The organism is Streptoalloteichus hindustanus (assembly GCF_900129375.1).
Lineage (GTDB): Bacteria > Actinomycetota > Actinomycetes > Mycobacteriales > Pseudonocardiaceae > Streptoalloteichus > Streptoalloteichus hindustanus.
Genome location: NZ_FQVN01000001.1, coordinates 481,530 through 506,198, shown reverse-complemented (window position 1 = coordinate 506,198; position 24,669 = coordinate 481,530). Strand labels below are relative to the sequence as shown.

At 72.7% G+C, this 24,669-nt stretch carries 29 protein-coding genes and 1 tRNA gene; 16 read left to right on the top strand and 14 right to left on the bottom strand.

Annotation, left to right across the window (positions count from 1 at the left end; translation table 11 throughout):
• Positions 1-6: 6 nt before the first annotated feature.
• Together grpE and dnaK are read right to left on the bottom strand one after the other, a co-directional pair.
• Positions 7-750 carry a nucleotide exchange factor GrpE gene (gene grpE, locus BUE43_RS02530; protein WP_073479665.1) on the bottom strand — a complete coding sequence of 248 codons (744 nt, stop codon included), beginning with the start codon at positions 748-750 and terminating at the stop codon, positions 7-9.
• Positions 747-2,606 carry a molecular chaperone DnaK gene (dnaK, locus tag BUE43_RS02525; RefSeq protein ID WP_073479664.1) on the bottom strand — a complete coding sequence of 620 codons (1,860 nt, stop codon included), beginning with the start codon at positions 2,604-2,606 and terminating at the stop codon, positions 747-749. The genes grpE and dnaK overlap by 4 nt, the downstream gene beginning before the upstream one ends.
• A 213-nt stretch (positions 2,607-2,819) precedes the next feature.
• Here dnaK and BUE43_RS02520 point away from each other — a divergent pair, with 213 nt between their 5' ends.
• The 3 genes from BUE43_RS02520 (at position 2,820) to BUE43_RS02510 (ending at position 4,663) form a co-directional block, all read left to right on the top strand.
• Positions 2,820-3,296, top strand: coding sequence for a hypothetical protein (locus tag BUE43_RS02520; protein WP_073480209.1), 477 nt, complete (start codon positions 2,820-2,822; stop codon positions 3,294-3,296).
• Between the two features lie 74 nt (positions 3,297-3,370).
• Positions 3,371-4,408, top strand: a complete 1,038-nt coding sequence (locus BUE43_RS02515) for a S1 family peptidase (protein ID WP_073479663.1) — start codon at positions 3,371-3,373, stop codon at positions 4,406-4,408.
• Positions 4,409-4,435: 27 nt separating this feature from the next.
• Positions 4,436-4,663, top strand: coding sequence for an RNA-binding S4 domain-containing protein (locus BUE43_RS02510; RefSeq protein WP_073479662.1), 228 nt, complete (start codon positions 4,436-4,438; stop codon positions 4,661-4,663).
• A gap of 47 nt (positions 4,664-4,710) precedes the next feature.
• On the opposite strand, the gene BUE43_RS02505 is transcribed toward BUE43_RS02510, so the two are convergent.
• On the bottom strand, positions 4,711-6,348 hold the full coding sequence (locus BUE43_RS02505; protein ID WP_073479661.1) for an ABC-F family ATP-binding cassette domain-containing protein: 1,638 nt from the start codon (positions 6,346-6,348) through the stop codon (positions 4,711-4,713).
• 191 nt (positions 6,349-6,539) lie between these two features.
• Between BUE43_RS02505 and BUE43_RS02500 the strand changes: the two genes are divergently transcribed.
• Positions 6,540-7,046 carry a DUF4396 domain-containing protein gene (locus BUE43_RS02500; protein ID WP_073479660.1) on the top strand — a complete coding sequence of 169 codons (507 nt, stop codon included), beginning with the start codon at positions 6,540-6,542 and terminating at the stop codon, positions 7,044-7,046.
• 113 nt (positions 7,047-7,159) lie between these two features.
• On the opposite strand, the gene BUE43_RS02495 is transcribed toward BUE43_RS02500, so the two are convergent.
• A complete protein-coding gene (locus BUE43_RS02495) occupies positions 7,160-7,990 on the bottom strand; it encodes a DUF4097 family beta strand repeat-containing protein (RefSeq protein ID WP_159447677.1) in 831 nt (276 codons plus the stop codon).
• A 298-nt stretch (positions 7,991-8,288) separates the two neighbouring features.
• Positions 8,289-8,879 (bottom strand): TetR/AcrR family transcriptional regulator, encoded by a 591-nt coding sequence (locus BUE43_RS02490; RefSeq protein ID WP_073479658.1) that lies wholly within the window; start codon positions 8,877-8,879, stop codon positions 8,289-8,291.
• Positions 8,880-8,949: 70 nt separating this feature from the next.
• On the opposite strand from BUE43_RS02490, the gene BUE43_RS02485 reads away from it, so the two are divergent.
• Together BUE43_RS02485 and BUE43_RS02480 are read left to right on the top strand one after the other, a co-directional pair.
• On the top strand, positions 8,950-9,423 hold the full coding sequence (locus tag BUE43_RS02485; protein WP_073479657.1) for a hypothetical protein: 474 nt from the start codon (positions 8,950-8,952) through the stop codon (positions 9,421-9,423).
• 95 nt (positions 9,424-9,518) lie between these two features.
• Positions 9,519-10,520 (top strand): cation diffusion facilitator family transporter, encoded by a 1,002-nt coding sequence (locus tag BUE43_RS02480; protein ID WP_073479656.1) that lies wholly within the window; start codon positions 9,519-9,521, stop codon positions 10,518-10,520.
• Between the two features lie 6 nt (positions 10,521-10,526).
• Here the strand turns inward: BUE43_RS02480 and dcd are convergent, their stop codons facing one another.
• On the bottom strand, positions 10,527-11,108 hold the full coding sequence (gene dcd, locus BUE43_RS02475; protein WP_073480208.1) for a dCTP deaminase: 582 nt from the start codon (positions 11,106-11,108) through the stop codon (positions 10,527-10,529).
• Between the two features lie 125 nt (positions 11,109-11,233).
• Here dcd and BUE43_RS02470 point away from each other — a divergent pair.
• Positions 11,234-11,307: transfer RNA gene (locus BUE43_RS02470), tRNA-Gly, on the top strand.
• A gap of 181 nt (positions 11,308-11,488) precedes the next feature.
• Here BUE43_RS02470 and BUE43_RS02465 read toward each other — a convergent pair.
• Entirely contained in the window at positions 11,489-12,148 is a 660-nt protein-coding gene (locus BUE43_RS02465; RefSeq protein ID WP_073479655.1) for an FtsK/SpoIIIE domain-containing protein, read from the bottom strand.
• Between the two features lie 158 nt (positions 12,149-12,306).
• Positions 12,307-13,245 carry a DUF3995 domain-containing protein gene (locus tag BUE43_RS02460; protein WP_073479654.1) on the bottom strand — a complete coding sequence of 313 codons (939 nt, stop codon included), beginning with the start codon at positions 13,243-13,245 and terminating at the stop codon, positions 12,307-12,309.
• 146 nt (positions 13,246-13,391) lie between these two features.
• Between BUE43_RS02460 and BUE43_RS02455 the strand changes: the two genes are divergently transcribed.
• Positions 13,392-14,027, top strand: a complete 636-nt coding sequence (locus BUE43_RS02455; RefSeq protein ID WP_073479653.1) for a 2'-5' RNA ligase family protein — start codon at positions 13,392-13,394, stop codon at positions 14,025-14,027.
• Positions 14,028-14,103: 76 nt separating this feature from the next.
• On the opposite strand, the gene BUE43_RS02450 is transcribed toward BUE43_RS02455, so the two are convergent.
• On the bottom strand, positions 14,104-15,426 hold the full coding sequence (locus tag BUE43_RS02450) for an MFS transporter (RefSeq protein ID WP_073479652.1): 1,323 nt from the start codon (positions 15,424-15,426) through the stop codon (positions 14,104-14,106).
• A 123-nt stretch (positions 15,427-15,549) separates the two neighbouring features.
• On the opposite strand from BUE43_RS02450, the gene BUE43_RS02445 reads away from it, so the two are divergent.
• From BUE43_RS02445 to BUE43_RS02430, 4 genes are all read left to right on the top strand, one after another.
• Positions 15,550-15,882, top strand: coding sequence for a YnfA family protein (locus tag BUE43_RS02445; RefSeq protein ID WP_073479651.1), 333 nt, complete (start codon positions 15,550-15,552; stop codon positions 15,880-15,882).
• An 84-nt stretch (positions 15,883-15,966) separates the two neighbouring features.
• Entirely contained in the window at positions 15,967-16,830 is an 864-nt protein-coding gene (locus tag BUE43_RS02440; RefSeq protein ID WP_073479650.1) for an ABC transporter substrate-binding protein, read from the top strand.
• Positions 16,827-17,678, top strand: a complete 852-nt coding sequence (locus tag BUE43_RS02435) for an amino acid ABC transporter permease (protein WP_073479649.1) — start codon at positions 16,827-16,829, stop codon at positions 17,676-17,678. The genes BUE43_RS02440 and BUE43_RS02435 overlap by 4 nt, the downstream gene beginning before the upstream one ends.
• On the top strand, positions 17,675-18,421 hold the full coding sequence (locus tag BUE43_RS02430) for an amino acid ABC transporter ATP-binding protein (protein WP_073479648.1): 747 nt from the start codon (positions 17,675-17,677) through the stop codon (positions 18,419-18,421). Before BUE43_RS02435 ends, BUE43_RS02430 begins: the two co-directional genes overlap by 4 nt.
• 22 nt (positions 18,422-18,443) lie before the next feature.
• Here BUE43_RS02430 and BUE43_RS02425 read toward each other — a convergent pair whose 3' ends face one another.
• Positions 18,444-19,058 carry a GNAT family N-acetyltransferase gene (locus BUE43_RS02425; protein ID WP_073479647.1) on the bottom strand — a complete coding sequence of 205 codons (615 nt, stop codon included), beginning with the start codon at positions 19,056-19,058 and terminating at the stop codon, positions 18,444-18,446.
• Positions 19,059-19,205: 147 nt separating this feature from the next.
• Between BUE43_RS02425 and BUE43_RS02420 the strand changes: the two genes are divergently transcribed.
• From BUE43_RS02420 to BUE43_RS02410, 3 genes are all read left to right on the top strand, one after another.
• Positions 19,206-19,829: a LysE family translocator gene (locus BUE43_RS02420; protein ID WP_159447676.1), complete on the top strand. Its 624-nt coding sequence runs from the start codon at positions 19,206-19,208 to the stop codon at positions 19,827-19,829.
• 209 nt (positions 19,830-20,038) lie between these two features.
• The gene (locus tag BUE43_RS02415) at positions 20,039-20,785 is read left to right on the top strand and encodes an N-acetyltransferase (protein ID WP_234995492.1); all 747 of its coding nucleotides are present in this window, start codon (positions 20,039-20,041) and stop codon (positions 20,783-20,785) included.
• A gap of 31 nt (positions 20,786-20,816) precedes the next feature.
• Complete coding sequence (locus BUE43_RS02410; RefSeq protein WP_073479645.1) at positions 20,817-21,149, top strand: FKBP-type peptidyl-prolyl cis-trans isomerase; 333 nt, start codon at positions 20,817-20,819, stop codon at positions 21,147-21,149.
• Between the two features lie 98 nt (positions 21,150-21,247).
• On the opposite strand, the gene BUE43_RS02405 is transcribed toward BUE43_RS02410, so the two are convergent.
• The gene (locus BUE43_RS02405; protein WP_073479644.1) at positions 21,248-21,577 is read right to left on the bottom strand and encodes a hypothetical protein; all 330 of its coding nucleotides are present in this window, start codon (positions 21,575-21,577) and stop codon (positions 21,248-21,250) included.
• Positions 21,578-21,674: 97 nt separating this feature from the next.
• Entirely contained in the window at positions 21,675-22,292 is a 618-nt protein-coding gene (locus tag BUE43_RS32530; RefSeq protein ID WP_234995491.1) for a helix-turn-helix transcriptional regulator, read from the bottom strand.
• Between the two features lie 84 nt (positions 22,293-22,376).
• Here BUE43_RS32530 and BUE43_RS02395 point away from each other — a divergent pair, with 84 nt between their 5' ends.
• Entirely contained in the window at positions 22,377-22,757 is a 381-nt protein-coding gene (locus BUE43_RS02395) for a DoxX family protein (protein ID WP_073479643.1), read from the top strand.
• Here the strand turns inward: BUE43_RS02395 and BUE43_RS02390 are convergent.
• Both BUE43_RS02390 and BUE43_RS02385 read right to left on the bottom strand, forming a co-directional pair.
• Entirely contained in the window at positions 22,735-23,613 is an 879-nt protein-coding gene (locus tag BUE43_RS02390; RefSeq protein ID WP_143173905.1) for an NsdA family TPR-like regulatory protein, read from the bottom strand. The genes BUE43_RS02395 and BUE43_RS02390 overlap by 23 nt on opposite strands.
• A 109-nt stretch (positions 23,614-23,722) precedes the next feature.
• Positions 23,723-24,610, bottom strand: coding sequence for an NsdA family TPR-like regulatory protein (locus BUE43_RS02385; protein ID WP_143173904.1), 888 nt, complete (start codon positions 24,608-24,610; stop codon positions 23,723-23,725).
• Positions 24,611-24,669: the final 59 nt, after the last annotated feature.

Here is a 24,669-nt window from a genome sequence, read left to right as displayed (position 1 = left end):
TTCCGCTCAGTCCGCGCCGTTCGCCGCGTCCGGCCGCTCCGGGATGCCCGGTGCGACCGGCGCCTCCGGCGTGAACGGCCCCGGCTCGTGGTCGGTCACCCCGACCAGCGCCGGACGCAGCACCCGCTCACCGAACCGGTAGCCGCGGCGCAGGACCATGGTCACCGTCGGGCCGCTGACCTCCGGCGAGGTGTTGTGCTGGACCGCCTCGTGCACCGAGGGGTCGAACTCGTCGCCCTCGGCGCCGAACGGCTCCAGCCCGGCCTTCTGCAGCGTGTTCGCGATCTTGTCGGCGACCGCCTTGAACGCGCCGGTCAGGTCGCCGTGCTGCTCGGCCCGCTCGAAGTCGTCGAGCACGGACAGCAGCTCGGCCACCACCTGGGCCTTGGCGGTCGTGACGACCAGCTCCCGGTCCCGCTCGACCCGCTTGCGGTAGTTCGCGTACTCCGCGGTCACCCGCTGCAGGTCGGCCGTGCGCTCGTCGAGCTGACGCCGCAGGTCCGCGGTGGCCGCGTCGTCGACCGCCGGCCCGGCGGGCTCACCGGAGCCCGCCGGGGCGCCCGCACCCGAACCCTGCGGGGCACCCGCACCGTGGCCCTGCGGGGCACCCGCACCCGAGTCGCCCTGCGGAGCGGCGTCCGCGTCGGGGTCCGGGGTGCGCACGGCACCGGTCTGCGGGTCGATGCGGCGGCGGTCCCTGACCACCACGCGCGGCTCGTCCTCGTGTCCCTCGTGCTGTGGCTGCGTCACTTCTTCTTCTCGTCCTCGTCGACGATCTCGGCGTCCACCACGTCGTCCTTGCCGGGCGCGCCGGCCTTCCCGCCGGCGGCGCCGGCACCGGCGGCAGCGCCCTCACCGGCGGCGCCGGCCTGGGCGTACAGGGCCTGGCCCATCGCCTGCGCCTCGGTGTTCAGCTTCTCCACCGCCGTGCGGATGGCGTTGATGTCGGTGCCCTTGAGCGTCTCCTTGACGCCGTCCAGGGCGGCCTTGACCTTGTCCTTGACGTCGGCCGGCAGCTTCTCGTCGTTGTCCTTGACGAACTTCTCGGTGGTGTAGACGAGGGTCTCGGCCTGGTTGCGGACCTCGGCCTCCTCGCGGCGGCGCTTGTCCTCCTCGGCGTGCGCCTCGGCGTCCTTCATCATCCGGTCGATGTCGTCCTTGGACAGGGCCGAGCCGCCGGTGATCTGCATGCCCTGCTCCTTGCCGGTGGCAAGGTCCTTCGCGGAGACGTGCACGATGCCGTTGGCGTCGATGTCGAAGGTGACCTCGACCTGGGGCACGCCGCGCGGCGCCGGCGGGATGCCGGTCAGCTCGAACATGCCGAGCTTCTTGTTGTACGCCGCGATCTCGCGCTCGCCCTGGTAGACCTGGATCTGCACGGACGGCTGGTTGTCGTCGGCCGTCGTGAAGATCTCCGAGCGCTTGGTCGGGATCGTGGTGTTGCGCTCGATCAGCTTGGTCATCACGCCGCCCTTGGTCTCGATGCCGAGGGACAGCGGGGTGACGTCGAGCAGCAGGACGTCCTTGACCTCGCCCTTGAGCACACCGGCCTGCAGGGCGGCGCCGACGGCGACGACCTCGTCCGGGTTGACGCCCTTGTTGGGCTCCTTGCCGCCGGTCAGCTCGCGCACCAGGTCGCTGACGGCCGGCATCCGGGTGGAGCCGCCGACGAGCACCACGTGGTCGATGTCGCCCACGGCGATGCCGGCGTCCTTGATCACGTTGTGGAACGGGGCGCGGCACCGGTCGAGCAGGTCCGAGGTGATCCGCTGGAACTCGGCGCGGGACAGCGTCTCGTCCAGGAACAGCGGGTTCTTGTCCGCGTCGACCGTGATGTAGGGCAGGTTGATGGTGGCGGTGGACGAGCTGGACAGCTCGATCTTCGCCTTCTCCGCGGCCTCGCGGATCCGCTGCATCGCCATCTTGTCCCTGGTCAGGTCGATGCCGTTGCTGCCCTTGAACTTCTCGACCAGCCAGTCGACGATCCGCTGGTCCCAGTCGTCGCCGCCGAGGTGGTTGTCACCGCTGGTGGCCCTGACCTCGACCACGCCGTCGCCCAGCTCCAGCAGCGAGACGTCGAACGTGCCGCCACCGAGGTCGAAGACCAGGATGGTCTGCTCCTTCTCGCCCTTGTCCAGGCCGTAGGCCAGGGCGGCGGAGGTGGGCTCGTTGACGATGCGCAGCACGTTCAGGCCGGCGATCTGCCCGGCCTCCTTGGTGGCCTGCCGCTGGGCGTCCTCGAAGTACGCCGGCACGGTGATCACCGCGTCGGTGATCTCCTCGCCCAGGTACGCCTCGGCGTCCCGCTTGAGCTTCATCAGCACCCGCGCGCTGATCTCCTGCGGCGTGTACTTCTTGCCGTCGATCTCGGTCTTCCAGTCGGTGCCCATGTGCCGCTTGACCGACCGGATCGTGCGGTCGACGTTGGTCACCGCCTGGTTCTTGGCCGGCTGGCCCACCAGGATCTCGCCGTTCTTGGCGAAGGCGACGGTCGAGGGCGTCGTCCGCGAGCCCTCCGAGTTGGCGATCACCGTCGGTTCACCGCCCTCGAGGACGGCGACGACGGAGTTGGTCGTCCCCAGGTCGATGCCGACCGCTCGCGCCATGGATCTTCCTCCAACTGCTCGGGTGGTGCACGTGAGCCGCTGCCCTCGTGCTGACCTTGAGTGGCCTCAGCTCAAGTTTGGGCGCGCCCGGCTCCGCTCGTCAAACCCGACTTGAGTCAGGAGCGCTCAACCTTTCGCACTGCCCAACGAGCGAGTCCGGCGCCGTGTTCCCGCCCCCCGGTGACGGCCGTCGCGCCGTCCTACCCGGGCGGCATGTCCGAGCCGAGGAGGTCGCCGGCCGACATGTCGGCGGCACTGGCCGGGTCGATGGCCGAGCGCACGGGGCGAATCCTGGCCGAGTGGGTCGAGCTGGTGCGCGCGGCCGGCCCGGACCCGCTGGACCGGAATGCGGTGCGGGCCGGGCTCCGGGACGCGCACGGGGTGAAGCAGAACACCCGGTGGGCGATCGCCGGCGAGGCGGCGAGGGCCGCGGGCTGGCGGGAACCGACGTTCGAGGAGCACGTCGACGCCCAGTACGCGGGGACCAGGGCCGCCCTGCGGCCGATCTACGACCGGCGCGCCGCTCGCGTGGAGTTGGGGCTCCGGTTCGACGACCCGCCGGCGAGCGCGCGCCTGGAGCCGGCGAAGGCGCCCGGCCAGGCGACCCACCGGGTGGTGCTGCGCGGTCCGGTCGAGGTGGACGTCGAGGTGGAGTTCCTGCTCAGGGCGGCCTACGAGCAGAACGGCTGAGTCGCTGGACAGGGTGAGGGCCACGCGTCGCTAGCGTGGCCGCCGCCCCCGTTCGCCGAGCACCGCGGAGAGACGTGCGCCGAACACGGCTGGGCCTCGTGGTGGGCCTCCTGCTGGGCGTCGGGTTGGCCCCGCCGGCCGACGCGGCGCCGCCGGGGAGCCTCGCCGAGGCGGTCCGCCGCGACCTGGGGCTGACGCCCGAGGAGTACCGGGCGCGGGCGGGCGCCGCCCGTGCCGCCGCCCACCTGCTCGCCGGGCTGCGGGAGCGGGTGGACGTGCGTCGCGCCTGGTTCGACGGCGCGACGCGGACTCTGCACTTGTGGGTGCCCCCGGAAGGGGTGACGAGACTGGACCCGGTGGCGGGGGTCGGGGTGCGCGTGAGTCCCGGCGGGGATGACCTCGTCGGGGAGCCCGGGGAGCTGCCGGCGGTGGAGCCCTTCCTGCGGGCGGGGGAGACGATCTCGACCTCGCGGGACGACCGGTTCGGGCGGTGCACTGCCGGCTTCGCGCTGGAGGCGGCGGACGGGAGCCCGGGGGTGCTGACCAGCGGGCACTGCGGTCGACCTGGAGAACAGGTGTTCTCCCGTGGGCGGCGGGTCGGCGAGTTCGCCCGGGTCGTCTCGGACGACCTCGACCGGGGCGGCCAGGGGGACGACTACGCGGTGGTCCACCTCGTGCGGGGTGAGGGCGGGTCGAAGCCGGACGTCGTGGACCACCGCGGCGGCGCGGTGCCGGTCGAGGGGGTGGTCGACCCGGTGCCCGGCGCGCCGGTCTGCAAGTCCGGCCGGACCACCGGCTGGACCTGCGGCCGGGTGCTGGCCGTCCGGGCGCGCGTCCGGAGCCAGCCGGTCGGCGGGGTCGGCAGTGTGCTGGAGGTCTTCGCCCACGACGCGTGCACCGAGGCCGGCGACAGCGGCGGACCGGTCATGAGCGGCCCGTGGGCCGTGGGCATCACGCACGGCGGGCGGTCCGGGGCCGACGGCCGCTGCCCGTCCCGGTCCGGCGGGGCGAACCTGGCGGTGGCCGAGCCGTTGGCCAGCGACGTCCTGCCCGACCTCGCCGGCAGCTACCGGCTGCGCACCACGCGCCGGTCCGGTCCCGATTCGGCGTGAGCGGGGGCGCCCGGGGACGATGCGGGGGTGCGCATCCGGAACGTGGAGATCTCCGACGACAGCATCCGACTCGGGCAGTTCCTCAAGCTCTCGGGGCTGGCCGAGGACGGCGGGCACGCCAGGGCCCTGCTGGAGGCCGACGAGGTGACCGTCAACGGGCGCGGCGAGACGCGCCGGGGGCGGCAGCTCCGGAACGGGGACGTGGTCGCGGTCGGCGACGAGAAGGCGCGGCTCGTCGTCGCCTCGCCGGCCTGACCGCCCGCCCCCTTCCGTCCCCCGGACCCGTCCCCGCGCCCCCGGCGTCAGCGGTCGACGACGCGACCGGCGTCGACCTCGACGCGGCGGGTCGTGTGCACCGCGTCCAGCATCCGCCGGTCGTGCGTGACCAGCAGCAACGTGCCGGTGTAGGCGGCCAGCGCCGACTCGAGCTGCTCGATCGCCGGCAGGTCGAGGTGGTTCGTCGGCTCGTCGAGGACGAGCAGGTTCACCCCCCTGGCCTGGAGCAGCGCCAGGGCGGCCCGCGTCCGCTCGCCCGGCGAGAGCGTGCCGGCCGGCCGGAGCACGTGCGCCGCCGCCAGCCCGAACTTCGCCAGCAGGGTGCGGACGTCGGCCGGGGCCCACTCCGGCACCTCGGCGCCGAACGCGTCCAACAGGGGCTGGTCGCCGACGAAGAGCGCCCGCGCCTGGTCGACCTCGCCCACCAGCACGCCGGAGCCGAGCGACGCGTGGCCCTCGGCCAGCGGGACCCGGCCCAGCAGCGCCGCCAGCAGCGTCGACTTGCCCGCGCCGTTCGCGCCGGTGATGGCCACCCGGTCCGCCCAGTCGATCTGGAGGTCGACCGGGCCGAGCGTGAACTCGCCCCGGCGGACCACCGCGCCCCGCAGCGCGGCGACCACCGAGCCGGAGCGCGGCGCGGCGGCGATCCGCATCCGCAGCTCCCACTCCTTGCGCGGCTCCTCCACGACCTCCAGGCGTTCGATCAGTCGTTCGGTCTGCCGCGCCTTGGCCGCCTGCTTCTCGGTCGACTCGCTGCGGAACTTCCGGCCGGCCTTGTCGTTGTCGCCGGCCTTGCGCCGCGCGTTCTTGACGCCCTTCTCCATCCAGGCGCGCTGGGTGCGCGCCCGCGCCTCCAGCGAGGCCCGGGTGGTGGCGTACTCCTCGTACTCCTCGCGCGCGTGGCGGCGGGCCACCTCGCGTTCCTGCAGGTACGCCTCGTAGCCACCGCCGTAGGCCCGCACCTGCTGCTGGGCGAGGTCGAGCTCGACGACGCTGGTCACCGTCCTGGCGAGGAACTCGCGGTCGTGGCTGACCAGCACCGTGCCCGTGCGCAGCCCGGTCACGAACCGCTCCAGGCGGTCGAGCCCGTCGAGGTCGAGGTCGTTGGTCGGCTCGTCGAGCAGGAAGACGTCGTAGCGGCTGAGCAGCAGGGACGCCATTCCGGCTCGGGCGGCCTGCCCGCCGGACAGCGCGGTCGTGAGCTGCCCGGGGTCGACCGCGAGGCCCAGGTCGGCGAGGACCTCCTCGGTCCGCTCGTCCAGGTCCGCCCCGCCCAGGGCGAGCCAGCGGTCCAGCGCGAGCGCGTAGGCGTCGTCCGCCCCGGGCCGGCCGGCGGTCAGCGCCTCGGTCGCGGCGTCCAGGTCGGCCTGGGCCGCGGCCACCCCGGTGCGGCGGGCGAGGAACTCGCGGACGGTCTCGCCCTGCCGGCGCTCGCGTTCCTGCGGGAGGTAGCCGACGGTCGCGGTCGGCGGGCTGAGCCGGACGCTGCCCCGCTCCGGGCGCACCAGCCCGGCCAGCATCCGCAGCAGCGTGGACTTGCCGGCTCCGTTGACCCCGACCAGGCCGATGACGTCCCCGGGCGCGACGACCAGCTCCAGCCCGGAGAACAGGACGCGTTCGCCGTGTCCGGCGGCGAGGTCCTTCGCGACGAGTGTGGCGCTCATGAGGACGTCGATGCTAGCGGCGGGTGGGGCGGGCTCCGTCCGGCGTCCCGCGTCGACCCGGCTCCCGCGTGCGCCGGCCCGGCCTCGACCGCCGCCGACCGATACCCCACGGGGTTATGTTTCACGTCACGTTGCCCGGGTACCCCCGGGGGGTATTAAGTGGGCGAGCGAACCGCTCAAGGAGGCGAACGATGGCCGCGCACGACCACCACCCCCATCACCACACCCCGACCGCCGGCGGCCGGGCGCTGACCCGAACCGCGATCGCGGCCACGCTGCACTGCCTCACCGGCTGCGCCGTCGGCGAGGTGCTCGGCATGGTGCTCGGCACCGCCCTCGGCCTGTCGAACCTCGCGACGATCGTGCTGTCGGTGGCGCTGGCGTTCGTGTTCGGCTACTCGCTGACCCTCCGCCCGGTGCTGCGCTCGGGCGTCGCGTTCGCCGCGGCGCTGCCGATCGCGCTGGCCAGCGACACGGTGTCGATCGCGGTCATGGAGATCGTGGACAACGCCGTCATGCTGCTCGTCCCGGGCGCGATGGACGCCGGGCTCGCGCACTGGCTGTTCTGGGTCAGCCTCGCGGGCTCGCTGCTCGTCGCGTTCGTGCTCACCGTTCCGGTGAACCGCTGGCTGATCGCCAGGGGCAGGGGCCACGCGGTGGCGCACCGGTACCACCACGCCGCCCACGCGCGGCACTGAACGGCCCCGGCCTGCGCTGGCGTGCACTGGTTCGCACTGGGCGTCGTCCGGGAAGTCGGACGACCGGAGAGGGCGGGTGGCCCGTCGCCCCCACGACGGGCCACCCCGCCCGCTCACCCCGTCGTGATCGTGACGTCCCCGCTGGTGGTCGTGGCCTCCAGCATCACGCTCGACGACGGGTCCTCGGTGACGTTCACGTTGCGGTTCCCGCTGTTGGTCGTGGCGTTCACCCGGTACTTGCCCTGCGGCGCCCTGACGGTGACCGAACCGCTGGTCGCGTGGGCCCGCACCGACCGCGGCTCGGTGAGCGTGAGTTCGACGTCGCCGGAGCCCGAGCGCACGACGGTGTCCCCCCGCAGCCCCTGGCCGCGGACGCGGCCCGAGTCGTCGTCCACGTCCACCGCGCCGGGGAGGTCGTCGAGCTGCACGTCGCCCGAGCCGCTCCGCACCCGGACGCTGCCGCTGGCGCGCTGCACCCGGACACTGCCGGAGCTGGTCCGCACGTTGACCGCCCCCGCCACGTCGCGGGCGGTCACGTCGCCGGAGCTGACCACGATGTTGACCGCGCTCACGCCGGTCGCCTCGATGTTCCCCGAGCCGTCACCGCCGGTCACGTCGACGTCGCGGGGCACGGTGATGTCGTAGTTGATGGTGCAGAAGTCCCCGCAGCGCCGGGTGAGCACCAGGGTGTCCCCCTCGACCCGGTGCGACGCGCCGGGCCGGTCCTTGGACTCCCGGTGGGTGATCCGGCGGTGCACCGCCGACGCGTCGCCGGCCGCGACCCGGATCCGGACGTCGCCGCTGCCGTCCTCGATCCGCACGTGGCGGACCCTCTCCTTCACCTGCGCGTCGTCCTCGAAGGTCGAGAACCGCTCCCAGCCGCAGCTGGACAGCAGACTCGCGCCTGTGGCCATTGCGACCACGAACAATGCAGTCCGACGCACCGCTTCTCCCCCTGTCACCCTGTGAACGCGCCCAACGGTAGAGACCAGGCGGCGGTGGCACATCAGGGCCTACCCCGAGGTCGGAGGTGGGGTAAGCCCCACCCCCAGCGGTCGGATGCCGCGTGCCGCGTAACAACCGGGACGATTCCGGACAGACCCGCGGCGTGGTGTCGGGGCGCCGTCAGCCGGCGCCCGTCCTGTCGATCCACAGCCCGGTCCGCCCCCCGGTCGCCACCCGGTGGCGTGTCCACAGTGGACAGTCCGTGGGACGAGTCGCCGCCCGCGGCGCGCGGGGAGATCACTTGGGGCGGATGAGGTACTCCAGCACCGGGCGGAAGTCCTCCGCCGTCGGCGGCTCGTCGGCGACCAGCGCCTGGACCATCAGCCCGTCCACCGCCGCCACCAGCGCGCGGAACGCGATCTCGCTCGGTAGCAGCGGCCGGCAGATCTCGGTCATCACCTCGACCCAGCGCCGGGCGGCGGGCCGCAGCGCCGGGTGGCGCGCCGCGAGCAGGTGCAGCTCGTACTCGGCGATCGTGCGACCCCGGCGCTGCCCGGCCGCCTCCGTGAGCAGACCCGCCAGCACGTCGACGTCGTTCTCCTCGGTCAGCGGCGTGGCCGCGGCGAGCTCGTGGATCTGCGCGGCGTAGTCCTCCGCCGCGGTCGTCAGCGCCGCGACCAGCAGGTCGTGCAGGCCGGCGAAGTAGTAGGTGGTGGCGGTGGTGGGCACCTCGGCCTCGCGGGCGACGACCCGGTGGGTCACCCCGCCCACGCCCTCGCGCTCGATCACCCGCAACGTGGCGTCGATGATCTCCCGGCGCCGGCGCTCCCCCTTGGCCCGGCGGCCGTCGACCCTGCCCTGTTCGTTCCCGGCTCCCACTCCGGTCATGTTCCCACCCGTCGGAGCGCCGCCGGGGTACCGCCGGGCCACGCCGCCGGAATCTGGGCACGATGGTCAGGTGTCGGACCAACCGCCGTTCCACATCGCGTCGACGACCTTCCACCACCTGCTCGCCGCACGGGGGTTGACCGTCGAGCAGCTCCGCGCCGACACGGCGTTGCGGCTGTTCCACACCTTCGCCGACGTCCACTTCGAGTCGCCGGCCCGGCCGAGCAGCGACGGGCTGCGGTACTCGGTGGGGCGCGGCGACTACGTCGGCCGGCCCGCCGTCGCCCTGGTCCTGGCCCGGCGGTTCGGGGTGCGGCGGCCCAGCGGCGGGACCGAGCGGAGCGTGGAGTTCCGCTGCACGCTGTGGTTCGCCGACGACCCGGAGCTCGCGGAGCTCCCGGCGTGCGAGGAGTGGTGGTTCCACGGCGGCGCCGAGGAGCGGACCATGGACCGCTGGTTCGACTCGCTCAGCGGCCGGCCGGAGTGGGCCGTGCTCCGCTGGCGGCATCCGGTCGGGGTGCAGGTCACGCACACCGAGTTGTAGCCGGCCCGGCCCGGGGCGCGCCGCCCGCGACGCGTGGTCGGCGGCCGCGGTTCGCTCACGCTGCCCGCGACGACCGGCGGACGTACGGTGATCGCGTGGCGGCCGACCAACCGAAGCGGGGCGAGGGCGGCGAGAGCTCGCTCACCGTGGTGCTCGCGTTGGTGGTCAACCTCGGGATCGCCGTGATGAAGGCGGTCGCCGGCGTGATCACCGGCTCGGCGGCGCTGCTGGCCGAGGCGGCGCACTCGGTGGCCGACACGTTCACCGAGGGCCTGCTGCTCACCGCGCTCCGCCGGTCGGCCCGCCCCGCCGACCGCCGCCATCCGTTCGGCTACGGCAAGGAGCGGTACTTCTGGTCCCTGATGGCGGCCGTCTCGATCTTCGCATCGGGTGCGGTCTTCGCCTTCGTCGAGGGCGGGCGCACCCTCGCCGGAGAGGGCCAGGAACAGGTGCGCCCCGTCGTCGGCTACGTCGTCCTGGCGCTGGCCTTCGCGATGGAGCTGGTGTCCTGGACGCAGGCGGTGCGCCAGACGCGGCGGGAGGCGCGGGCCGAGAACCGCTCGGTCCTCCGGTACCTGCGCGTGTCGGACGACCCCACGGTCAAGACCGTCCTGCTGGAGGACAGCGCGGCCCTGGTCGGCCTGGTCCTCGCCTTCGCCGGCCTCGGCCTGCACGACCTCACCGGCTCGGCGGTCTGGGACGGGATCGCGTCGCTCGCCATCGGCGTGCTGCTCGTGGTGGTCGCCTACACGCTCGGGCGGACGAACAAGGGTCTGCTCATCGGGCGGCAGGCCGACCCGAGGCTGGTGCGCGAGACCTACGCGTGGCTGGCGCGGCAGCCCGAGGTGGAGGCGGTCGTCGACCTGCTGACCATGGTCACCGGGACCGACCGGGTGCTGCTCTGCGCCCGGCTGGACTTCGACGACTCCCTGGGCGTGGCCGCGCTGGAGCGGACCTGCGTGCGGCTGGCCGGCGAGCTCCGGGCGGAGTTCGCCGAGCTGGACGAGATCTTCCTGGAGCCGGTGCCCCGCGCGGACCCGCACCTGCGGGCCAGGGTGCTGGCCCGCTACGGCCAGATCACGCGCCGCCGCACGTGACCGCCGTCAGCGGCGGGTGTCGGTGCGGTGGAAGTTCAGGTAGGCCCGCGACGGGGTCGGGCCGCGCTGGTGCTGGTAGCGCGAGCCGGCGGCCTCCGAGCCGTACGGGTGCTCCGCCGGGCTGGTCAGCCGGAACAGGCAGAGTTGCCCGATCTTCATGCCCGGCCAGAGGGTGATCGGCAGGTTGGCGACGTTGGACAGCTCCAGGGTGATGTGCCCGGAGAAGCCGGGGTCGATGAAGCCGGCGGTGGAGTGGGTGAGCAGGCCGAGCCGGCCCAGCGAGGACTTGCCCTCCAGCCGGCCGGCCAGGTCGTCGGGCAGCGTGACGACCTCGAACGTGGAGCCCAGCACGAACTCGCCGGGGTGCAGCACGAAGGCCTCGTCGCCTTCCTTCTCCACCATCGACGTCAGCTCGTCCTGCTGCAGCGACGGGTCGATGTGGGTGTACTTCGTGTTGTCGAAGACGCGGAAGAACCGGTCGAGCCGGACGTCGATGCTCGACGGCTGGAGCATCGTCGGCTCGAACGGGTCGATGCCGAGCCTCCCGGCCTCGACTTCCTGACGCAGATCGGTGTCGCTGAGCAGCACCAACACAGGGTAGGCCACCGCGGGGAATGCTCCCGACCGGTGAGGTGACGCCCGACACGACACGCGGTGCCGGGACCCGCTTGCACGGGCCCGGTGCACCTCCTGTAAGCTCAGCAACGCCTCAGGCGGGCGTAGTTCAATGGTAGAACGACAGCTTCCCAAGCTGTAGACGCGGGTTCGATTCCCGTCGCCCGCTCCAACGACGAAGGCCCAGGTCAACAGACCTGGGCCTTCGTCGTTTCCAGGTACAAAGCCGGCGTTCGAGGCCGGGTGCCAGATGAGCGTGCAGCAGCCCGCGCGCCGGCCGAGTGAGGAGATCGGCAGGGTGGGATCTTCCGGTAGCGCTTCGGCGGTGGGGCAGCGCTTCGCGCCCTCCGCTGTCACGCGAGATCGTGCGATGTCCAGTCGACCTGAACTGGTCGGCCCTCACCCTGGGCGGAGACCAGAAGGCCCTGGCCAGGGGGCAGGGCGGACGCGCTGAGCGCGCCGAAAAGCGCGCCCGCGTCCAGGGAAACCCCCAACGCCAGGCCGGGAGCGGACAGGTCGCGCAGGGCGCGTGCGACCGGGTCGTGCGCCAGGAGCCGCCCCTGGCCGGGACGCAGGGCGAGCACGACGCGCAGGCCGATCTCGCCGGCCAGCGGCAGCAGGTCGAGCAGCGGGGCCAGCGGCTGGTTCGACGGCGTGGCCACCAGGTCGTAGTCGTCGATCACGACGAAGAGCTCGGGACCGGCCCACTGCCGCCCCTGCCGACGGGACAGCGCGGCGTGCACGTCGGGCACGAGCGCCGAGAGTTGCTGGGGGGCTCGCACGTGGTCGAGGAGGTGGTCGGGGCCGCACGCCGCGTTGAGCCAGGAACGTCGGTAGTCGACGCACAGCACCCGAGCCTGGTCCGGCGTGTACTGGCGCGCGATGCCACGCAGGACAGTGCGGAGCGCGGTCGTTTTCCCCGTGCCTTCGGCTCCGAGCACGAGGAGGTGCGGGTCGGCGCTGAAGTCGACGTGGACGGGATCGTTCCGGCCGCGCGTGACACCGAGCGGCACCAGCCGTGCTCCTGCCCGCTGAACCACTCTGACCGGCCTCGCTCCTGTCGACAACCTTGCTGCGTCGAGGTTCCGTCGAGCGCCACCGGTGATCACGCGACTTCCCCGGGGTCGGGGGGTGGCGCGCCCGTGCCCTCAGCAGACGATCTCGCCGGAGCCTAGCGGGGCGCGCGGGGGCGGCGAGTCAGAACGAACCAACCGGCGAGGCCCCAGAAAACGCCCCAGACGAAGAAGTACGGCGCCCACACCGCGAGGTCCCAGCGCGCGGTGCGGGCCGAGGCGCCGGTTCCGACGGTGAGCAGCCAGTCGACGTCGCCCACGGCCGTCACGGTGCTGCGGAGCAGCATGGCGGCGCAGACCAGGAACGCGGGGGTGGCGAGGAGCCACCGCGGAATCCGGAGCCCCCACGGACGCGCCATCGCCAGGGTGACCAGGACGCCCCCGGCCGCCAGCACCACGGTGCCCCACAGGCCGAATCCCACCGCCCACGGGTCGCGGTTGACCAGCAGCTCGATCATCTCCGGCGGCAGCGGCGCCTCGCGGAGCAGCACGGTTCCGCCCACCGCCCAGTAGAGCTTGAGCGCGCCGTAGATCGCGGTGAGGGCGCCGGTCACGCACGCGACCCAGGTCCACGGCAGTGGCCTGTCGAAGTCCTCCGGCGCGTGGCGGTCGAGGTAGGACCACACCATCACGCCCCACAGCGCGAGGCCGGCGACCGAGTGCAGGACGCCCAGGAACTGCGGCCACCCCAGTGGGTCGGGTCCGAGGAACACCCCGGTGACGATCGCGGAGGCCCCCATCGCCGACAGCACGAACTGGACGCCGAGCGCCGTCAACACCAACCAGCGGGGGATGCGCCGTCCCCAGGGGCGCACCGTCGCGAGCGCCAGCACGGCGGCGAGCACGCCCATGCCGGCCAGCCCGAGCTGGCGGGCCCACACGTGGTCGAGCTGCTGGTACGCCTCGGCGGGGACGCGGGGACCGCCGGGGATGCCCAGCCGGTCCTCGGCGGCCAGGTACGCCTTCGCACCGGCGTAGACGAGGAGGTCGGCCGTGACGAGGTAGGCCGGCCAACTCGGGCGGCGACTTGTCGACATGCGCTCCAGTCTGCATGTTCTCGTGCCAGGTGATCTCCCGCGCGCAGCCGAACGGCCTCCCGCGCGCGGGGGAGTAACGGCGGACGGCTTTGGGATCGGACACAACGGAGGTGACGCGGCCCCCGGGAGGCGGGCACGATCGGGCAATGGCCACCGAATCGGGCGCGCCCGTGGACAGGATCCGGAGCCACTGGTGGTGGCGGCCGGGCTGGAGCTACGGCCGCCGCTGTCACACCTGGCGGATCACCTTCGCCGAGCGGCCGGAGGTGCACCGGCTGGTGAGCCGCTACCAGTCGGCCATGCTCTCGCTGTTGGGCTTCGACCTCGCGCCGCTGGAGTCGCTGCACCTGACCGTGCAGGACGTGGGGTTCACCGACGAGGTCGGCGAGGACGAGGCGAACGCGGTCGTCGACCTGGTCCAGCGCCACCTCGCCGGGACCCGCCCACCCGAGATCACGTTGCGGGGAATCGTGATCACCGAGGAGACGGTGGCGCTTCCCGTGCTGCCGACCCACGCGCTCGACTCACTCCGGGAGGTCGTCCGGGGCGCGGCGGCCGAGGTCCTGGGCGCGGAGCGGGTGCCGGCGCCGCCGGAGGGCCCCGCGCGGCTGAGCATCGCCTACGCGAACAGCGACGTGAACCCGGTCTTCGTGCGGGCTCTGGTGTCGGACCTGGACCTGGAGCCGGTCTCGGTTCCCGTGGACTCGGTGTCGTCGCTCGTGCTGCACCGGGACCACCAGATGTACGAGTGGGACAAGCTCGCGACTGTCCGGCTCGGCTGACGCGGGAGGCTCCGAGGCGCGCCTGCTCGGCGGGGCGGGCAAGGCTCGCGAAGGCCTGCCCGTCCCGCCGGTTTCGTCACGGTGACGACTCGTCGGCCGCCGCGCGCGCGGCCCGCCGCTCCCGCTCCGCCACCACGTGCTCGTTCGTGCGGTCGTCGTAGCGGCGCAGCGACGGCAGGAGAGCCGTCACGCCCGCCACCGCCGCGACGCACGCCAGGCCGCCGCCCGCGATCGCCGTCCGCAGGCCGAAGAGCTGGGCCGTGACCCCGGCCCGCGCGTTGCCCACCATCGGTCCGATCATGTACGAGAGCAGCTCGATCCCGGCCAGCCGGCCCCGGAGCTGGTCGGGGATCGACTGGTTCCAGATCACCGTGCGGAACAGCCCGCTGATCATGTCGGCCGCGCCGGCGGCCATCAGGCAGACCAGGACCAACCACACGTTGTCCACGACGCCGGCGAGCGCGATGCCGCCGCCCCACGCCACCGCCGCGACGGCCACCGCCATCCCGTGCCGGTGCACCCGGGACGTCCAGCCCGAGGTCAGCGAGCCGAGCAGGGAGCCGACCGCGATCGCGGAGTACAACAGGCCCAACGCCCACGGCGCGCCCAGCCGGTCGGCCAGGAACGGGAACAACGCCTGGGGCATCGCCAGCAGCATCGCGACGACGTCCACCAGGTACGTGCCCAGCAGGTCCCGGCGACGGGCGGCGTACCGCAGGCCGGCCGCGATCGAGCTCAGCCCCGCGCGCTCGGCGCCATCGGCCGCCGGCGCCGGGCGCATCCGGGACAGCAGCCACGCCGAGAGCGCGAACGACACGAGGTCCACCGCGTAGGCGGTGCCGGGACCCCAGGTGCTCACCAGCACGCCGCCCAGCGCGGGGCCCAGGATCGCGCCGACCTGCCACCGCAACGCGCTCAACGAGACCGCGCCGGGAAGCATCGCGTGGGGCACGTACCGGGGGACCAGCGCCTCCAGGCTGGGCCGCTGGAGACTGTCGAGCGCGGCGGTCGCCGCCGCGATCACGAACAACGGCCAGATAGCGGGGCTCGGCAGCAGCGCGTTGACCAGGAGGCCGCCGCTGCACAGCAGCAGGCCGACCTCGCACAGCACCACCAGCCGTCGGCGGTCGATCGCGTCGGCGAGCGCCCCGCCGTAGAGACCGAACAGGATCATCGGGACGGCCTCGACGGCGCCCACCAGCCCGACCGCGACGAAGGAGTCGGTGAGCTGCTTGATCTGCACCGGCACCGCGACGAGCGTGACGAAGCTGCCGAGCATCGTGATGGTCCCGGAACCGACCAGCAGCCGGAAGTCCCGGGAGGCGCGCCACGCCGAGACGTCCGGCAGCAACCCCGCGAGCCTCGCCAGCCAGCTCCCGCCGGAGTGGTCGTCGCCCATGGGTGAGATGGTGCGGGTAGCCGCCCCGTTCGGCCTACCGGTTTACGAGCGCACGCGGGCATGACCAGTGCTTTCACCGGTCTGGACAGGGGTGACGGGATCGCGGAGCGCTAGCCTCGGCGCGTGACGGTCCTGCGCTCCGTGCTGTTGTTCGTGCTGGCCGCGGTGGCCGAGATCGGCGGCGCGTGGCTGGTCTGGCAGGGCGTGCGCGAGAACCGCGGCCTGCTGTGGATCGGGCTCGGCGTGCTGGCCCTCGGTGGTTACGGCTTCGTCGCCACGTTCCAGCCGGACCCGAACTTCGGCCGGGTCCTGGCCGCCTACGGCGGGGTCTTCGTGGCCGGCTCGCTGCTGTGGGGCGTGCTCGTCGACGGGTTCCGTCCCGACCGGTGGGACCTGCTCGGCGCGGGCGTCTGCTTGCTCGGCGTCGCTCTGATCATGTACGCGCCCAGGTCCTGACGCGCTCTCCCGCGGGTCCCACCCAGTGGGAGGAAGACGTCAGGGCTCGGGACCTCGGCTCCCGCCATCGGCAAGGATGCCGCTATGCGTGCCCCTGCCCTCCTCCTCGCCGCGACCGCGCTGCTCGCCGCCGCGTGCGCGCCGGCCGACCAGGCCCAGTCCGCCCCGTCCGGGCCGGCGGTGGCCGGCGTCGGCGACTGCGCCAAGGACCGGCTGCGCACCAGGGAACCCGGCAGGATCACCTTCGCCACCGACCAGCCCGCCTACGCGCCCTGGTTCGAGGGCGACGACCCGGCCAACGGCCGCGGGTTCGAGGCGGCCGTGGCCTACGCCGCGGCGGAGAAGCTCGGGTACCAGCGCGGCGAGGTGAGCTGGACCCGGGTGCCGTTCGGCGCGGCGATCCAACCCGGGCCCAAGCAGTTCGACGCCGACCTCAACCAGTTCTCGGTGACCGAGGAGCGCCAGCGGGCCGTCGACTTCTCCACGCCCTACTACGACGTGCGCCAGGCGGTGGTCGCGCTCAGGACCTCGCCGGCGGCCACCGCGAAGTCCGTGTCCGACCTGGCCGGGCTCCAGCTCGGGGCGCAGGTCGGCACCACCAGCTACCAGGCGATCAACGACCAGGTCCGGCCCGGCCAGCGGCCGGCGGTCTACAACACTAACGAGGAGGCCAAGCTCGCGTTGGGCAACGGCCAGATCCAGGCGTTGGTCGTGGACCTGCCGACGGCGTTGTTCATCACCTCGACCGAGCTGCGGGACGCGGTGATCGTCGGCCAGCTCCCGCCCAGCGCGGACAGGCCCGAGCGCTTCGGCATGGTGCTGGACAAGGGGAGCCCGCTCACCCGCTGCCTCTCGGCCGCCGTCGACGCGCTGCGCGCCGAAGGGAAACTGTCCACTTTGGAGCACCAGTGGCTCGCCGTCGCGGCGAACGCGCCGGAACTGAAGTGAGCTCCGGCCACCACCAGCCCAGCGCTCTCCAACAGGAACGCCTGGCCTACCGGAGAAGCAGGGCCCGACGGTCCACAGTGGTCGCATTTCTGTCCACTGTGGTCTTCGCGGTCGCCGCGTGGCTCGCGGTCACCTCGTCGCCGGGCTGGCCCCGGGTGCGCGACTCGTTCTTCGACGTCGACGCCGCGCTCCGCGCCCTCCCCGCCGTGCTCGACGGGCTGTGGCTCAACCTGCGCGTCCTCGTCGTCTGCGAGGTCCTGATCCTGGCGCTGGGACTGGGGCTCGCGGCCCTGCGCTCGCTGCGCGGGCCGGTCTGGTTCCCGCTGCGGGCGCTCGCCACCGGCTACGTGGACCTGTTCCGCGGCCTGCCGCTGATCATCTGCCTGTTCCTGGTCGGCTTCGGGCTGCCCGGCCTCCGGCTGACCGGCGTCCCCACCGACCCGGTGGTCCTCGGCTGCGTCGCGCTGGTGCTCGTCTACTCCGCGTACGTCTCCGAGGTCCTGCGCGCCGGGATCGAGTCGGTGCACCCGTCGCAGCGGGCCGCCGCCCGCTCCCTGGGTCTCACCCACGCGCAGGCGATGCGCATCGTGATCCTGCCGCAGGCGGTCCGCCGCGTCCTCCCCCCGCTGCTCAACGACTTCGTGGCGTTGCAGAAGGACTGCGGGCTGATCTCCGTCCTCGGCGCGGTCGACGCCGTCCGCGCCGCGCAGATCGAGTCCGCCAAGCTGTACGACTTCACCCCCTACGTCCTGGCCGGCCTGCTGTTCGTCGCCATGGCCGTGCCCTCGGCCCGGCTCGCGGACTGGGCGAGCGCCCGGGCCGCCCGCCGCCGAGGAGGCGCGTCGTGACCCCTGTCCTCCGGGTGCGCAACCTGGTCCGCCACTACGGGGCCAACGCGGTCCTGCGGGGCGTCGACCTGGACGTGGCCGAGCACGAGGTGGTGGTCCTCATCGGCGCGTCCGGCTCCGGCAAGTCGACCCTGCTGCGGTGCGTGAACCTGCTGGAGGAGGTGGACGACGGCCAGGTGTTCCTGGACGGCGTGGACGTCTCCGACCCCAGGGCCGACGCCGACGCGGCCCGGCGGCGGATGGGCATCGTCTTCCAGGCCTACAACCTCTTCCCGCACATGACGGTGCTGGACAACGTCACGCTCGCGCCGCGCGTCGTGCACGGGGTGGACCCGGCGGTCGCGAGGGAGCGGGCCCGCGAGCTCCTGGACCGGGTGGGACTGGCGGACCGCACCGGCGCCTACCCCGACCAGCTCTCGGGCGGCCAGCAGCAACGCGTGGCCATCGTCCGCGCCCTCGCCCACGAGCCCAGGCTCCTCCTGCTCGACGAGATCACCAGCGCGCTGGACCCCGAACTGGTCGGCGAGGTGCTCACGCTGGTCAGGGACCTCGCGGCGCAGGGGAGGACCATCCTGATGGCCACCCACGAGATGGGGTTCGCGAAGCAGGTGGCGGACCGCGTGTGCTTCCTCGCCGACGGCGTGCTCCTGGAGTCCGGCCCGCCGGAGCAGGTGCTCGGCGCGCCGGAACACCCCCGCACGCAGGCGTTCCTGCGCCGGATCATCGCCGCCGGCCGGCTCTGAGCCGGCGTCTGCCCCCGGTGGCTCAGCCGCGGTGCGTCGTCCCGGGCTCGCGCCGCATGAACCACGTGTGCGGGCCGCCGCCGGGGATGTCGAGTTCGGCGGTCACCTCGAACCCGAGGCGCTGGTAGAGCCGCACGTTGCGCTCGTCGGAGGTCTCCAGGAAGGCGGGCTGCCCGCTCCGGTCGACCTCCACCAACCCGGCCTTCAGCGCGGCGGTGCCGAGCCCGCGGCCCTGCAGGTCCGGGCGCACCCCGACGGTGGCGAGCCACCAGTGCGGCTCGGCCGGCTTGTGCGCCTCGCACAGCACGTCCGCCGCCGCGGCGAAGGAGGCGCGCTCGCCCTGCAGCTCCTCGACCCGGGGGCCGAGCTCGGCCCACACGTGCTCGGGCACCCGGGGCTCCGGCGGCATCCACACGGCGACCGCGGACCCGCCCTGGGCCACCCACACCCGGCCGAACGGCAGCCCGAGCTTCTCGACGTGCAGCAGCTGCAGCGCGCGGATGCGCTGGCGGTGATCGTCGGCGGCGACGGTCCACCTGGTCCACGCGTTGCCGTCGAAGGCGTCGGCCAACGTCTCGGCGATCGCGGGCAGGTCGTCGGCGGTGGCGATGCGCACGTTGGTGAGCGAACGGATCACCGGACCAACCTAACGATCACGCCAAGGGCGATGCGACTTCCACCCGGCTGATCACGTCGCCCGAACGCCCGAGCGCCCGCTGATCCCTGCGTCACAGAGCCCTGGTTACCTCGCGCATCGCCGGCGTAGGACAGGCGGGTGGACCTGGTGACCGTTCCGTTCCTGCTGACCTGCCTCGCGATCGCCCTGGTGCCCGGCCCGACGGTCGCCGTGATCATCGACCAGTCGCTGCGGGCGGGACGCGGGGCGGGGCTCGCCACGATCGCCGGCAACACGAGCGGGCTGTTCCTCTGGGCGGTGGCCTCCGTGCTCGGCCTCACGGCGCTGGTGCGCACCTCGGAGATCGCCTTCGTCGCGCTGAAGTTCGTGGGCGCGGTCTACCTGTGCTGGCTCGGTGTGCAGTCGTTGCGGCGGTCCCGCCGGCACGAGGGCGACCTGCCGACCGCGCGGAGGCGGGAGCGCGGCCTGCTCGCCTCGTACCGCGCCGGCGTCCTCGCCAACCTCTCCAACCCGAAGGCCGCGGCGCTGTACCTGGCGTTGCTCCCGCAGTTCATCCCCGCGCAGGAGAGCGTCCCGTACGCCACCGCCGTCCTGGCCGCCGCCCAGATGACGATCAGTTCGCTGTGGTACGCCGCGCTGGTCGTCGTGGTGTCGGCGGTGCGCCGGTTCCTCGCCCGGCCCAGGGTGCGCGCCCGCATCGACCAGATCAGCGGGCTGGTCCTGGTCGGCCTGGGCCTGCGGATGATCACCCTGGGCCGGGCCGCCACCTGACCCGCCGGGCCGGGACCCGGAGGAGTGATGCCATCGTCACCGCGCGGGATGTCGATCCGCTGGGTGGGGGATGCGGCGACATCCGGACCGAATGTGCCGGCTAGCGGTTTCTGCTCGGCCGGAAGCCCCAACCAGGTTTCACCTGTTCGGGTGTTCTGACGCGGAGTCAACACCTTGGCCACCCGGTCGGGGCGGCGGAGACTGGCGCGGTGGATCTTGTGACGCTCGCGGACCGGCCCGACCTGGCGCCGGCCATGTGGGACCTCGACACCACGTGGCCGCCCTTCATGCTGGAGGACCCCACGGCGGCGCTGCTCGACGTGCTCGTCGAGCGCTTCCCGCAGTACCAGGTGCTCCTGCTCGACCGGGACGGCGCGGGTGGCAGCAGCGTGGTCGGCCGGGCGCACGCCGTGCCGCTCGCCTGGGACGGGGACCTCGACAGCCTCCCGCCCGGCGGGTGGGACGCGGTCCTCGCGCAGGCGGTCCGGGACGCCGACGACGACGCCGCGCCCACCGCGGCCTCGGCGCTGGAGGTCGTGCTCGCCCCGGACTACCAGGGACGGGGGTTGTCCTCGCTGCTCGCGGCCGGGATGCGGGCCAACGTGGCCGCGCTCGGGCTGACGGACCTCCTCGTTCCCCTCAGGCCGAACCACAAGCACCGGGAGCCGCGGGTGCCGTTGGCCGAGTACGTGCGGCGTCGGCGGCCGGACGGCTTGCCCGAGGACCCGTGGCTGCGCGTGCACGTGCGGCTCGGCGCGGAGGTGGTCAGGGTGTGCCCGGCGTCCATGTCGATCGCCGGCAGCCTGGCGCAGTGGCGGGAGTGGACCGGCCTGCCCTTCGACCGCAGCGGCGAGGTGGAGGTGCCGGACGCGCTGGCGCCGGTCCACGTGTCGGTGGAGCACGACCACGCGGTCTACGTCGAGCCGAACGTCTGGCTGCGGCATCGCCTAGCCTGAGGTGGTTCGACCGTCAACCAGGTAGGAAAACATGACTGAGCAGCAGTTGGGGATCGAGGACGTGCGTGTCGGCGGCGGCGCGGAGGCCCGGCCCGGCAACACGGTCACCGTGCACTACGTGGGCACGCTGACCGACGGCACGAAGTTCGACTCGTCCCGGGACCGCGGTGAGGGCTTCTCGTTCCCGCTCGGCGCCGGGATGGTCATCCAGGGCTGGGACCTCGGCGTGGCCGGCATGAAGGTCGGCGGCGTCCGCAAGCTGACGATCCCGGGGCCCCTGGCCTACGGCGAGCGCGGCTTCCCCGGCGTGATCCCGCCGAACGCCACCCTGCTCTTCGAGGTGGAGCTGCTCGACGTCGCCTGACCAGGCGATTCACACCAGGAGCGGGTTTCCCGACCACGGGTCGGGAAACCCGCTCCTCCATTTCATCCCCACTTCTGTTCTTTCTGGCACGGCAACGATCAGAGTGCGGAGACGAATCCTTCCGAGCGGTCGAGCAGGAACGGCGACCCGTGCTTCGTGGGCGTCCATCCCCTGGCCAGCGCCGCGCGAATGCTGTCCGCGACATCCGCCGGTCGAACGGGCACGGCCACCCCTCCGACCCAGTTGCTGGGGTGGACCTGGTTGGTCGTCACCACGAGGGTCGTGCCGGGCCGTTCCCCGTCCTCGACCGCGTAGGTGCACGGCGACATGCCCGAACCCTGGTCGTATGTCGGTCTGCCACGCAGCCGCCGCCGGTAGACCACCCCGTCGACGACGATGCGGCGGGACCCTTTTCTGGGAAGCGCCATGTTTTCTCCGTTTTGTGCAGCGCAGTGGTCCCCGCTCTCGCGGCCGTTTGGTCCATGACCTTCTGATTCTCTGGACCACGACCAGCACGTCCCCGAATTACCGGCAGGGTGACTGGGGCCGCTGCGGGCGCAGGGAACCGGGAGTGCGACCGACCAGGCGACGCGCCGTGCGGGTCAGATGTGCCTGGTCGGCGAAACCCGCCAGGGCAGCCACCTCGGCGGTGGGCTTGTGCGGGAGCAATCGGACCGCCCACCGGAGACGTCGCCACTGCCGCAGTCGGCTCAGCGGGATGCCGGCTGCCTCGCGCGCGAGCGCCCGCAGCCTCGACGGAGACAGACCCACCCGCGCCGCGAGCCCGTCCAGCCGATCGGCCCGCCCGCACTCCCGCAGGGCGTGGGCGATCCGTGGGTCAACAGTGGGAGCGGGGCCGAGGACCGTGGAGAGTTCACCGCGCAACGCCACGAGGTCCATGTCCTCGCCGAGCGCGTCGAGCAGCCGCCGCACGCTGCGTGCGTCCACATGCGACACCCGACCGCCCGGGGGCATGCCCGTGCACCACGGGTCGACGAACACCGCCGTGAAGGCCGAGGACGCCGCACACGAGTGCCGCAGTCCGGGCGGCACGAGCAGACCGCCGCCGCGCTCCGGCAACACCAGCTTCCACACCGGGTGGCTGTGTCCCGGCACCTCGGCCGGCCCCGTCTCCCGGAACACCGCCACCTCGTGATCCAGGGCGAGGACCAGCCGACGATCGTTCCGTTCAAGACACCAGCCGCGTCGGCCCCGCACGATCGGCCCATGGCCACCTTCGCGGCTCTCGCTCTCGCCCTGTTCCTGGCCGTGGTCGGCGTCGCCCACTTCGTGCTGCCGGGCTACTTCAGAACCCTGGTGCCCGCCTGGCTGCCGGCGCCGGCCCTGCTCGTCGCCGGCAGCGGACTGGCCGAGATCGCGACCGCCGGCCTGCTCGCCCTCCCCGACACGCGGACGTGGGGCGGATGGGCCGCCGCCGCGCTGATCACGACCTACCTCGTGTCGCACCTGGACGCCCTGCGCCACGCCCACCGCACCCGACCCCGCCTCCTCGACCGACCCGCCGGTGTCGCCGCCCGCCTGGTGGTCAATCTCGCCTACCTCGCCTGGGCTGTCACTGTCGCCCTCACCGCCTCCGCGCGAGGGTGATGCGGTGGACGAGGTCGCCGGCCTGCCGTCCGGAGCTCAGCGCTGCGACCCGGAGCGGCGCAAGTCGGTCTCGGGCGCGTTGGGACCGCAGTGGTTCGACCAGATCGACCGCGTTCATCCCCACCCGCACCCCTTCGTTGATGTCTCCGTTGCGCAGGTGGGCAGTCGCGAGTTCGGCCAGTGAGAAGGCCGAGTAGACGGGCGCGCTGTCGCCTCGGTGCCTCAGGCTGGTGACGAGGGCGCTGATGGCCCGCTCCTCTTCGCTCAGCGTGGCCCACATGACGCCCTCCATCGCCCGTATCTCGCCGCTGTCAATCCAGCCGAGCCAGTCAGCGGACGCGTCTTGGGCGAGAGCGAAGTGTTCACAAGCGCGGGCGTGCGACTGAACCGCGAGATCGCGCATTCCGAGCTTGGCCCAGGCAACAGCACTGTTGATCTCCATGAGGGCGAGCAGACGCCATGACCGGGCTGCGGTCGCGGGCGAGTGCCCGAGCTGGAACAGGTGGAGTGCGCTTCTGTCGTCGCCGGAGTGACGCTCGGCGCGGCCGGCGGTGTAGAGCAGGCAAACGAGTAGTTCGTCGTGTTTCCCAGCTTTCGCCAGCTCCATGCCACGGCTCAGGTGGTGGCGTCCCGCACTGGCACGACCCATGTCCAGCGCTGCGGACGCCGCCTTCCTGTGGAGTTGGGCGACTGCGCCCATCAGGGCGACGCGCACCTCGTCGCTGGCCTGGCTACGGAGCAGCCCTTCAGCCCACTTCGCCTTTCCGGCGAGGGCAGCCCCGACCACTCCGCCCCCGTATCGGGCTTCGAGCGATCCGAGTTGTTCCGCCGCCCGCTGGACCTGGAGAACGTCCACCATCCCGATCCGATGGGGATGAGCGGCAGGCGGCCTGAAGACGGCGGCGCCGAGAACCATTTGACCTGCGTGGGAGAGGAACCTGCGGCGTTGCATTGTTTCTGCCGCTTCAGGTTCTGCGTGCGAGGGCGATGCGGTGGGTGAGGTCCGCGGCCTGTCGTCCGGAACGGAGGGCTGCGGCGTGCAGGGGCTTGAGCCGATCCCGGGCGCGTTGTGACCGCAGTGGTCCAACGAGGTCGAGCGACTTCATGCCGATGCGAACACCCTCGTTGGTATCGCCATTGCGAAGGTGTGCGGCCCCCAATTCGGCCAGCTCGAAGGATTGGGCGAGAGGGGACTCGTCACCTCGTTTCCGGAGAGCTTCGGTGAGCGCGTTGATGGCGCGTTCTTCTTCGCCCAAGGACGCCCACGCCACGCCCTCGGCTCCCGCCAGTGACGCGCGGGTGAAGAAGAACTCAAGCCAACTCGGGCTTTCTTCGTGCGGCACGCGGTCGAAGCTCTCCCGCGCGGTGGCCAGCGCTCGCACCACGGGGTCCCGCGCGCCGAGCTTGGCGTAGGCGCCCGCGATCTTGCACTCCATGAGGGCGATCAGAAGGGAGGACCGGGCCGCGAGGGCCGGTGTGTATCCGAGTTGGAGAAGCTGGAGGGCAGTGTCCGGCGTGCCGTTGTGCATCTCCACTCGAGCCGAGGTGTTGAGCAAATACGCCTGGACGTACGGGTCTCCCGCTTCGCGGGCGAGTTGCAGCCCGACAAGGAGGTGATGGCGAGCCTTGTCGGGGAGACCGAAGTCGTAGGCCGCCCATGCGACCTTTCCGTGGAGGCGAGCGACCGCGCTTCGCAGTGCGTGCTGCACCGCTTCTGTCCCCTGGGCGCGGAGGACTTGGTGACTCCAGTTGGCCAGACCCTCCGCAAGATGCAGGACAACGCCTCCGCCGTGAGTCCGCTCCAGGACGAACAAGCGGCGCACCGCGTCGTCGAGCTGGTGCACATCCGACATGCCCACTCTGTGAGGGAGCGGAGTCGTGTCGATGTGCTGTGGCGAAGCAAGGCCGGGGT

What these genes read in the sequence shown, in the direction of transcription:
- dnaK (WP_073479664.1), bottom strand. Translation starts at nt 2,606, where the DNA reads ATGGCGCGAGCGGTCGGCATCGACCTGGGGACGACCAACTCCGTCGTC.
- BUE43_RS02520 (WP_073480209.1), top strand. Translation starts at nt 2,820, where the DNA reads ATGTCCGAGCCGAGGAGGTCGCCGGCCGACATGTCGGCGGCACTGGCC.
- BUE43_RS02505 (WP_073479661.1), bottom strand. Translation starts at nt 6,348, where the DNA reads ATGAGCGCCACACTCGTCGCGAAGGACCTCGCCGCCGGACACGGCGAA.
- BUE43_RS02500 (WP_073479660.1), top strand. Translation starts at nt 6,540, where the DNA reads ATGGCCGCGCACGACCACCACCCCCATCACCACACCCCGACCGCCGGC.
- BUE43_RS02490 (WP_073479658.1), bottom strand. Translation starts at nt 8,879, where the DNA reads ATGACCGGAGTGGGAGCCGGGAACGAACAGGGCAGGGTCGACGGCCGC.
- BUE43_RS02460 (WP_073479654.1), bottom strand. Translation starts at nt 13,245, where the DNA reads ATGTCGACAAGTCGCCGCCCGAGTTGGCCGGCCTACCTCGTCACGGCC.
- BUE43_RS02455 (WP_073479653.1), top strand. Translation starts at nt 13,392, where the DNA reads ATGGCCACCGAATCGGGCGCGCCCGTGGACAGGATCCGGAGCCACTGG.
- BUE43_RS02450 (WP_073479652.1), bottom strand. Translation starts at nt 15,426, where the DNA reads ATGGGCGACGACCACTCCGGCGGGAGCTGGCTGGCGAGGCTCGCGGGG.
- BUE43_RS02440 (WP_073479650.1), top strand. Translation starts at nt 15,967, where the DNA reads ATGCGTGCCCCTGCCCTCCTCCTCGCCGCGACCGCGCTGCTCGCCGCC.
- BUE43_RS02410 (WP_073479645.1), top strand. Translation starts at nt 20,817, where the DNA reads ATGACTGAGCAGCAGTTGGGGATCGAGGACGTGCGTGTCGGCGGCGGC.
- BUE43_RS02405 (WP_073479644.1), bottom strand. Translation starts at nt 21,577, where the DNA reads ATGGCGCTTCCCAGAAAAGGGTCCCGCCGCATCGTCGTCGACGGGGTG.
- BUE43_RS02395 (WP_073479643.1), top strand. Translation starts at nt 22,377, where the DNA reads ATGGCCACCTTCGCGGCTCTCGCTCTCGCCCTGTTCCTGGCCGTGGTC.
- BUE43_RS02385 (WP_143173904.1), bottom strand. Translation starts at nt 24,610, where the DNA reads ATGTCGGATGTGCACCAGCTCGACGACGCGGTGCGCCGCTTGTTCGTC.